At 65.2% G+C, this 8245-nt stretch carries 9 protein-coding genes; 3 read left to right on the top strand and 6 right to left on the bottom strand.

All coding sequences use genetic code 11. The features are described 5' to 3' along the window. Positions 1-39 precede the first annotated feature (39 nt). Positions 40-639, bottom strand: coding sequence for an NPCBM/NEW2 domain-containing protein (locus WAN71_RS17010; RefSeq protein WP_422226458.1), 600 nt, complete (start codon positions 637-639; stop codon positions 40-42). Between the two features lie 235 nt (positions 640-874). On the opposite strand from WAN71_RS17010, the gene WAN71_RS17005 reads away from it, so the two are divergent. The 3 genes from WAN71_RS17005 to WAN71_RS16995 all read left to right on the top strand — a co-directional run bounded on the left by WAN71_RS17005 (position 875) and on the right by WAN71_RS16995 (position 3112). After that, positions 875-1027 carry a hypothetical protein gene (locus WAN71_RS17005; protein ID WP_422226457.1) on the top strand — a complete coding sequence of 51 codons (153 nt, stop codon included), beginning with the start codon at positions 875-877 and terminating at the stop codon, positions 1025-1027. Positions 1028-1304: 277 nt separating this feature from the next. Then, positions 1305-2177: a DUF2891 family protein gene (locus WAN71_RS17000; RefSeq protein WP_422226456.1), complete on the top strand. Its 873-nt coding sequence runs from the start codon at positions 1305-1307 to the stop codon at positions 2175-2177. A gap of 185 nt (positions 2178-2362) precedes the next feature. Further along, positions 2363-3112, top strand: a complete 750-nt coding sequence (locus WAN71_RS16995; RefSeq protein ID WP_422226455.1) for an enoyl-CoA hydratase — start codon at positions 2363-2365, stop codon at positions 3110-3112. 70 nt (positions 3113-3182) lie between these two features. Here WAN71_RS16995 and WAN71_RS16990 read toward each other — a convergent pair whose 3' ends face one another. The 5 genes from WAN71_RS16990 to infB all read right to left on the bottom strand — a co-directional run. Then, on the bottom strand, positions 3183-3398 hold the full coding sequence (locus WAN71_RS16990; RefSeq protein ID WP_422226454.1) for a hypothetical protein: 216 nt from the start codon (positions 3396-3398) through the stop codon (positions 3183-3185). 162 nt (positions 3399-3560) lie between these two features. Beyond that, complete coding sequence (locus WAN71_RS16985; RefSeq protein ID WP_422226453.1) at positions 3561-4694, bottom strand: BTAD domain-containing putative transcriptional regulator; 1134 nt, start codon at positions 4692-4694, stop codon at positions 3561-3563. 153 nt (positions 4695-4847) lie between these two features. Beyond that, the gene (locus WAN71_RS16980; RefSeq protein WP_422226452.1) at positions 4848-5867 is read right to left on the bottom strand and encodes a DHH family phosphoesterase; all 1020 of its coding nucleotides are present in this window, start codon (positions 5865-5867) and stop codon (positions 4848-4850) included. Next, complete coding sequence (rbfA, locus tag WAN71_RS16975) at positions 5824-6291, bottom strand: 30S ribosome-binding factor RbfA (protein ID WP_422226451.1); 468 nt, start codon at positions 6289-6291, stop codon at positions 5824-5826. The genes WAN71_RS16980 and rbfA overlap by 44 nt, the downstream gene beginning before the upstream one ends. A gap of 30 nt (positions 6292-6321) precedes the next feature. Continuing rightward, on the bottom strand, positions 6322-8245 hold a 1924-nt coding region (gene infB, locus WAN71_RS16970; protein ID WP_422226450.1), incomplete at its 5' end, for a translation initiation factor IF-2.

Genomic DNA, 8245 nt, shown 5'->3' with positions numbered 1-8245 from the left:
GTGACATACAAACCCGCGTGAATCCGTCGTAACTTCGCCCTACTGGGCGACTTCGCTGAGTTGGGCACCGCCCAGTGCGCCGTAGGGAGTTCCTGAGGCGCCGCAGAGTGAAGCATCAACGGCAATTGCTGCCACGACTAGGGAGCTGACTCCGCTGAGATCCACGTCGACCGGCACCGGGTTCTGCTTGGAAAGCACAAACTGCTGCAAGGTGCGATCGTCGCCGGAGATCGTGACATTGACGGTGAGTGGATCGGGCGTATGTGGCTGTAGCCCAGCAACTGCATGCAATTTGGTGAACTTTTGGTCGAGTTTGTATGTCGTAGTCGCTGCTGAGCCGTTGCAGCCGACCCACATTCCGGTCGAGTCCGGGTATTCGGTTCCGGCTAGGCTCGCGTTGATGGCTTTGCCGTTCGGTCCGACTGAGCGTTCGGCTTGAAACTCTTGATATAGCGGCACTTTGACAGAATTGTCCACCGTAGAAGTCGCTGTGGGGGCGGCCGCATTTGGTGAGCTCGCAGTTGTTGAGGTGACTGTCACCGTCGATGTGTTGGCCTGCTGCTGGGGTGCGCCACAACCGCTTATTGTCAGGATGGCCAGGGCTGCGACAATCATCTGAGCACGGACAGAACGGGACATCAACGATCCTCCTAAGCGGCACACTGGCAGAGGCCGCTGTGGCCGTTGGCCCCCTTGAGTCGTCAAGCTAACAAATGTTTATCGGCTTTTTCGGCTTTTGGCATGACGGGTCACGAACGCGCGATACCCACCATCGCGAAGTTGGACGGCGCGCCGAGTCCGGGCGCCAACCACGCCGGTCTGACCCACCGAACGTCACTACCGAGGTTTCCTCGGTAACGCACGAACCTTTCTCGTGCCGACGTCCGGGGCCCGAGGCAAGTTGCTTGAGACGGCTCGCCGTCGGTTCGCCGCCGACGGCGCCATCGCGGCGACGCTCGACGAGATCCGGCGCGACATGTTTCATTACGGGTATCTGTTTCATCACGTGTATCCGGATCCGGGGTAGGCGAGCTGTGTTAGACGGTGATGTGCACGGATTGCTGCGGCGGTCCGTACGCCAGGCCATGGTTGTTATCATCGCAACTGTGCTTCCGGTGACGGCCTGCTCGCCGTGGGGCGAGCAGCACGAGTCCTCCCGCAGCACATCAGCAGTAACACCGACGGTTACAGTGGGCGGTCCGACGACCTCGACGTCTGGCGAAGCTCAGTTCTTAGTGCCGGATCTGGTCGGGGGTGCGGCGAACGTTCCTCGAACCCTGTCACCGCCGATCACTGAGTGTGTTGTGCGCGATGACACGGCTCACCCGGTCTTCCACGGATGCGTTGACTGGCACAGCGCCGTCCACGGGAACTACGCGCTGCGTGTTATCTCACGCCTTACGGGCGACACAAAATTTGTCGAAGCCGCCCGGTCCGTGATGTCTCCGGACGGCCTGCGCAGTGAGCTCGCGTCCGTCAACGAAGGGCGACTGGGTCAGGAGCTTCCCTATGGCTTTGCGTGGTTGCTGATCCTCGATCGAGAGGCGGCCATGCCGGAGATGGCGCCATTAGCCTTGTCGGTGAGTTCTCAGCTGCGTCAGTGGATCACGCAACACGTCGGGGGGAGCGAGCTGTTAGCGACCGAGTATCGCAACCTCTCCTTCGCCGTGTTCGCTCTTCACCGGTGGTACCTCCGCTTCGCTCCCAAGGATGCTGCTGCGCTTCGGGGCACGGTGATGTCGGCGTTAGCAAAGCGTTGGCGGGAGCCGTGCTTACAAGAAAGCCGGCGCAACGATGGGTTCTTTGATCCCTGTGCCAACCTCCTGCTTGCCCTTAGCGACGCTCACGCCGTGGACGACAGCGTCGTGGACGACGCTGATCTCGCGAACATATTGGATGCGGTCACCGCCGTGGGGCCACTCGGCCCGCACGAGCTGAGCAGTGTTCACGCAGCCGGGCTGAACTTCTCTCGGTCGTGGTCGATCTACGCCGCCGCAATGGCGCTTGGTCGTCCGCAACTGGTGAAGGCGGCAGATGACTATTTTCTTGCAACGTTCAACGCGCCTGAGCTGTGGCGGGAGAACTATCGCTCCTACAGCCACTGGGTCGCCCAGTTCGGCGTTCATGCCCTCGACCTCCGCGAGCAGGCCCGACAGCGCCTGCTGCGCAAGCCATGACGCACAGCTGCAGCCGCACCGCGCGCCGCACTAGTGAGTCCGCTATTCCATGCTGATATCTATCTAACGCGCGAAACGGGCCTGGTTTCCGGGTCGGTTGCCACGGCGTGCGGGCATCAGCGAGATCTCGCTAGCGGCATATCCCTCGACGATAAGACACTCGAGCGAGTGGCTACCGTAATGCCATGACCGACGACATCCTGCTGATCCACACCGACGATCGGGTGCGCACCCTGACCCTGAACCGACCGCAATCGCGCAACGCGCTGTCCACCGCGCTGCGGGACCGGTTCTTCACGGCTCTGGCCGAGGCGGAAACCGACGACGCCGTCGACGTCGTCATCCTGACCGGCAGCGACCCGGTGTTCTGCGCGGGGCTCGATCTCAAAGAGTTGGGCGGCCAGTCGGCGTTACCGGATATCTCGCCGCGCTGGCCACCGCTGACCAAGCCGGTGATCGGCGCGATCAACGGCGCGGCTGTCACCGGCGGGCTGGAGGTGGCGCTGTACTGCGACATCTTGATCGCCTCGGAGCACGCGCGATTCGCCGACACCCATGCCCGGGTGGGTCTGCTGCCGACGTGGGGGCTCAGCGTGCGGTTGCCGCAGAAAGTGGGTGTCGGACTGGCCCGTCGCATGAGCATGACCGGTGACTACCTGTCCGCCGACGATGCGCTGCGGGCCGGCCTGGTCACCGAAGTGGTGCCGCATGAGCGCCTGCTGGCCGCCGCGCGCGAGGTGGCAGCGAGCATCGTCGGCAATAACCAGAGCGCGGTCCGGGCCCTGCTGGCGTCCTATCACCGGATCGACGACACGCAGACCAGCGCGGGACTGTGGCTGGAGGCCATGGCGGCCCGGCAATTCAGGACGACCGGCGACGACATCGCCGCCAACCGGGAAGCGGTCCTGCAGCGCGGACGCGCGCAGGTGCGCTAGCGCACAGCGTTCTGCCCCGTTCCTTGGAGGAAGAAACGGGGCAGATCGCGTTGTCGGCCGATCCGCGCGATCAGGGGATGAGCGCGCGGAGGGGGTGGGTAAACGCCCAACCGGGGCGTATGACGTCCGCCGCGTAGTGGCGCACGGGGTGCAGTGGTCCGCTGTACGGCACCCACGGAGCAGCGGATGCGGTGGCCGGCGCCAGCGATGCGAGCAGGGACATGCCGACGGCGGCCAGTAGGCCGGCTGCTGCGACACGCAGCTTGGAAACTTTGTTCGACTTCATGGTTGGCATTCCTTACCGGACGGTTGTGTCCCAGGCCCGGATGTGATCCTTCGCTGAGGTCGGTTGCTTTCCCCGACATCACAAGCTTGCACCAGGTGCCTTGGTGGGCTCTGGTGAGATTCTTGCGGAATTCTTGCGTTTGCTGCGCGCCGCTTTTCGCAGTCAGCCCGGGCTGATTTGGAAGGTGAACTCGCAGCCGCCGATGCGGATGTGATCACCATCGGAAAGGGTGGCGCTGCCTCGGATGCGCCGGCCCGCTACCTGGACACCGTTGGTCGACCGCAGATCGCTGATCACAAAACCGCTGCCGGTGTCGACGACGACGGCGTGGTAGCGACTGACGTCGTCGTCGTCGAGAACGATGTCGTTGTCGGGTCGCCGGCCAATCCGGGTCGAACTTTCCAGCCGGTGGCGCTGTCCGTCCTTGCCTCGCAGCTCGGCGACGGCCGAGAGGCTGGCGTGCGTGATGGTATGCGGGCCGAGATCCACGGCGCTGTGTGTGGCGGTGGTCTGGGCGTGGTGTTCGGTGTCCAAGGGTTCTTGGCGAAGGATCCGCTCGTGCAGGGTCCGCATTGTCGGACCGGGGTCGATGCCGAGATTCTCGGCGAGGTTCGCCTTCAGCCGCCGGTAGGCGTCGAGGGCGTCGGACTGCCGCTCGGCGACGTAATAGGCGGTAATCAGCTGCGCCCACAGCCGTTCCCGAAAAGGATGCTCGGCGGTAAGCATCTCGAGTCGGGCGATCACGTGCTCGGCTCGCCCGCAAGCGATTTCGGTCTCGGCGAGGGCGGTTTGCGTGACCACTTTGACCTCCGACAGCGCGGTGGCAAACGTATCGACGAAGGCGAAATCGCGTAGGTCATCTAGAACCGGCCCGCGCCATTCGGCCAGCGCGGCCGACAGATAGCCGCTGGCATCTTCGAACCGTCCTGCCGCGGCGGCGTGAACCCCCGCGTTCTTCTCGGTGATGAAACGACCGAGATCGCAGTCGGTGTCAGCGACGCTGAGTTGATACCCGGGCGGGGCGCTTGCCAGCACTTTGTTGGGGTCGTACCCTGCGCCGCCGAGCAGCCGGCGCAGATTGGACACGTAGGAGTGGATGCTCGTCCGTGCTGCCGGCACCGGGTTCTGGTCCCAGACCGCGTTGATCAGCGAGTCGACCGACACCGCCCGGTTGCGGTTGATCACCAGCATGGCCAACACCGCCCGCTGTTTCGGGGCGCCCAACGGCACCAGGGTGCCGCCCGCGCTCAGCTGCAGCGGTCCCAGAACACCGAACTGGAGGCCTGCGTTCCGCATCGCGCTGTCAGCCTTTCCGGGTCAATGTGAGTATCAGCTCACCATTGTGACCTCTATTGGCTGTTATTCGGCGCACCAGCGCGGTGGTGAGTGCCAGAAGCCGGGCCAGTTGCGCTATTTGTCGGCTACCCGCCTGCGGTCGGCCCGGGCCGGTCACCCGAGAGCGGCGCGCAGCGAAGCCACCACCTCGTCGGTCGAACCGGTGGTCGAGTAGCCCGCGGCCAGCTTGTGACCGCCGCCGCCGAATGTCGAAGCGACGGCAGCGAGATCGACAGCGGCCTTTGCCCGCATCGAAACCGACCACTGCTGCGGCTCGATCTCCTTGAAGACCGCCGCCACCTCGGCCTCCTCGGTGGTGCGGACGATGTCGACGATGCTCTCCACTTCTTCCGGGCGCGCGCCGAGCCATTCCTGGTGTGCGACAACGGCGTACACCAGGCCGCGACCGTCGACGGCGTCCGGCACCAGCTGTGCCGAACCCAACACCCGGGACAGCATCGTCAGCCACCGGAAGGGATGGGTGTCCATCAGTGACCGGCTGATCGCCGCGTTGTCGACGCCCAACTCGACCAGCCTGGCCGCCAACCGGTGTGCGCGCGCGCTGGCCCACCGGAATGATCCGGTATCGGTGGTCAGCCCCGCGTAAAGGCAGTGCGCCACTTCGGTGTCGATCGGCTTGCCCCACGCGTCGAGCAGCTCGGCGACCAGCATCGTGGTGGAGTCCGCCGACGGGTCGACGAGGTTAACGGTGCCGAACAGCTGATTCGACGCGTGATGGTCGATCACCAGCAGCTCCTGGCCGCTATCCGTCATTTCGCGCAGGTCTCCAAGCCGGTTGATGCTCGGAATATCCACGGTGACAACCAGATCGACATCGCGACGCATGACACGCGGATCGACCAGCAGCTGACCGCCGGGCAGCGACCGCAACGACTCCGGAAGCTCTGCGGGGGCCGCGAAGCTGACCTGGACGGCCTTGCCGCACCGGTCCAGCACCAGGGATAGCGCCAGCCCGGCACCGATCGTGTCGGCGTCGGGATAGACATGGCAGACCACGCCGACAGTGTCGGCGGCGGACAGCACCTGCGCGGCCCCGACGGCGTCGACACGTCGGCCCGCGGCGGCTGATTCAGTCTTCGAGTTGATCGTCGTCACCGGCGTCTCCCGCTGCATTGATCCGGTACGGATCGGCCTCTCCCGCCGGCTTGGCGCCTTCGCGAACCCGAGCCACATCGGCGTCGGCAGCACGCGCCCGCGCCAGCAACTCTTCCATTCGTTGCACGGAGTCCGACACCGTGTCCCGGGTGAAGGTCAGGGTGGGCGTGAACCGAACGCCGGTGCCCGCGCCGACCCTGGTGCGCAGCACACCCTTGGCGCGTTCCAGCGCCGCCGCGGCGCCGGCGTAATCGGGCTCGTCGTCGAGCGTCGACCCCATAACCGTGTAGAACAGCGTGGCGTCGTGCAGATCGCCGGACAACTTAGCGTCGACAATGGTGATTCCGGCCAGTCCGGGATCCTTGATCTCGTACTCGATCGCCGAGGCGACGATCGCGGTAATCCGCTTGGCCAGCCGGCGGGCCCGGGCCGGGTCAGCCATGCCGTGCGTTCAGGTTGCCTGGACTCATCTTCAGGAGCGTTCCTTCTGGACCAGCTCGTAGGTTTCGATGACGTCGCCTTCTTTGATGTCGGAGTAGCTGAGCGTCAGACCGCATTCGTAGCCATCGCGGACCTCGGTGACGTCGTCCTTCTCCCGTCGCAGTGACTGTACGGTGAGGTTCTCGGCGACCACAATGTTGTCCCGCAGCAGCCGGGCCTTGGCGTTGCGACGCACCACACCGGACGTCACCAAACAACCGGCGATGACACCGACCTTCGACGAGCGGAACAGCGCGCGGATCTCGGCACGACCCAGCTGGTTCTCCTCGTAGATCGGCTTGAGCATGCCGCGCAGGGCCTTTTCGATCTCGTCGATCGCCTGGTAGATCACCGAGTAATAGCGGATGTCCACGCCTTCGCGGTTGGCCAGCTCGGTCGCTTTGCCCTCGGCACGCACGTTGAAGCCGATGATCACCGCGTCCGAGGCCGATGCCAGGTTGACGTTGGTCTCCGTGATGCCACCGACACCGCGGTCGATGACGCGCAGCTCCACCTCGTCGTCGACGACGATCCCCATCAAGGCCTCTTCCAGCGCCTCGACGGTACCGGCGTTGTCGCCCTTGAGGATCAGGTTCAGCTGGCTGGTTTCCTTCAGCGCCGAGTCCAGGTCCTCCAGGCTGATCCGCTTGCGCGACCGCGCCGCCAGCGCGTTGCGCTTGCGCGCGCTACGCCGGTCGGCGATTTGACGGGCAATGCGGTCCTCGTCGACCACCAGGAAGTTGTCGCCGGCGCCGGGCACCGACGTGAAGCCGATGACCTGGACCGGACGCGACGGCAGCGCCTCTTCGATGTCGTCGCCGTATTCGTCGACCATCCGGCGGACCCGGCCGTAGGCGTCACCGGCGACTACCGAGTCGCCGACGTGCAGCGTGCCGCGCTGCACCAGCACGGTGGCCACCGGGCCGCGGCCGCGGTCCAGGTGGGCCTCGATCGCCACACCCTGGGCTTCCATGTCAGGGTTGGCCCGTAGATCCAGCGCGGCGTCGGCGGTCAGCAGCACCGCCTCTTCGAGCGCCTCGATGTTGGTGCCCTGCTTGGCTGAAATGTCGACGAACATCGTGTCGCCGCCGAAATCTTCGGCCACGAGCCCATATTCGGTGAGCTGGGACCGGATCTTCGCCGGGTCGGCGCCCTCCTTGTCGATCTTGTTCACCGCCACCACAATTGGCACATCGGCCGCCTGCGCGTGGTTGATGGCCTCCACCGTCTGCGGCATCACGCCGTCGTCGGCGGCGACCACCAGGATCGCGATGTCGGTGGCCTTGGCACCACGGGCACGCATGGCGGTGAACGCCTCGTGACCCGGGGTGTCGATGAAGGTGATCAGCCGATCGTCGCCGTCGAGGTCGACCGACACCTGGTACGCGCCGATGTGCTGGGTGATACCGCCGGCCTCGGCCTCGCGGACACTGGCATTCCGGATGGTGTCCAGCAGCCGGGTCTTACCGTGGTCGACGTGACCCATCACGGTCACCACCGGCGGACGGGTCTGTAAATCGCCCTCGTCTCCTGTGTCTTCTCCGTAGGAGAGGTCAAATGACTCCAGTAGCTCGCGGTCTTCGTCCTCGGGGCTGACGACCTGGACGTTGTAGTTCATCTCGCCGCCCAGCAGTTCGAGCGTCTCGTCGCCGACCGACTGGGTGGCCGTCACCATCTCACCGAGGTTGAACAGCGCCTGCACCAGCGCCGCCGGATTGGCGTCTATCTTGTCGGCGAAATCCGAGAGCGATGCCCCACGGGCCAGCCGAATGGTCTCGCCATTGCCGTGCGGTAGCCGCACGCCGCCGACGACCGGCGCCTGCATGTTCTCGTACTCGGCGCGTTTCGCCCGCTTCGACTTGCGGCCACGCCGCGGCGCACCGCCGGGACGTCCGAATGCACCGGCAGCGCCACCG

The organism is Mycobacterium sp. (assembly GCF_049280035.1).
Taxonomy (GTDB): domain Bacteria; phylum Actinomycetota; class Actinomycetes; order Mycobacteriales; family Mycobacteriaceae; genus Mycobacterium.
The sequence above is the reverse complement of the archived record's forward strand: the minus strand, read 5'-3'. Positions and strand labels throughout refer to the sequence as shown.

Excerpts from the sequence above, each read along its gene's own strand:
- WAN71_RS17010 (WP_422226458.1), bottom strand. The coding sequence starts at position 639 with ATGTCCCGTTCTGTCCGTGCTCAGATGATTGTCGCAGCCCTGGCCATC.
- rbfA (WP_422226451.1), bottom strand. The coding sequence starts at position 6,291 with ATGGCTGACCCGGCCCGGGCCCGCCGGCTGGCCAAGCGGATTACCGCG.
- WAN71_RS16980 (WP_422226452.1), bottom strand. The coding sequence starts at position 5,867 with ATGCAGCGGGAGACGCCGGTGACGACGATCAACTCGAAGACTGAATCA.
- WAN71_RS16990 (WP_422226454.1), bottom strand. The coding sequence starts at position 3,398 with ATGAAGTCGAACAAAGTTTCCAAGCTGCGTGTCGCAGCAGCCGGCCTA.
- WAN71_RS16995 (WP_422226455.1), top strand. The coding sequence starts at position 2,363 with ATGACCGACGACATCCTGCTGATCCACACCGACGATCGGGTGCGCACC.
- WAN71_RS16985 (WP_422226453.1), bottom strand. The coding sequence starts at position 4,694 with ATGCGGAACGCAGGCCTCCAGTTCGGTGTTCTGGGACCGCTGCAGCTG.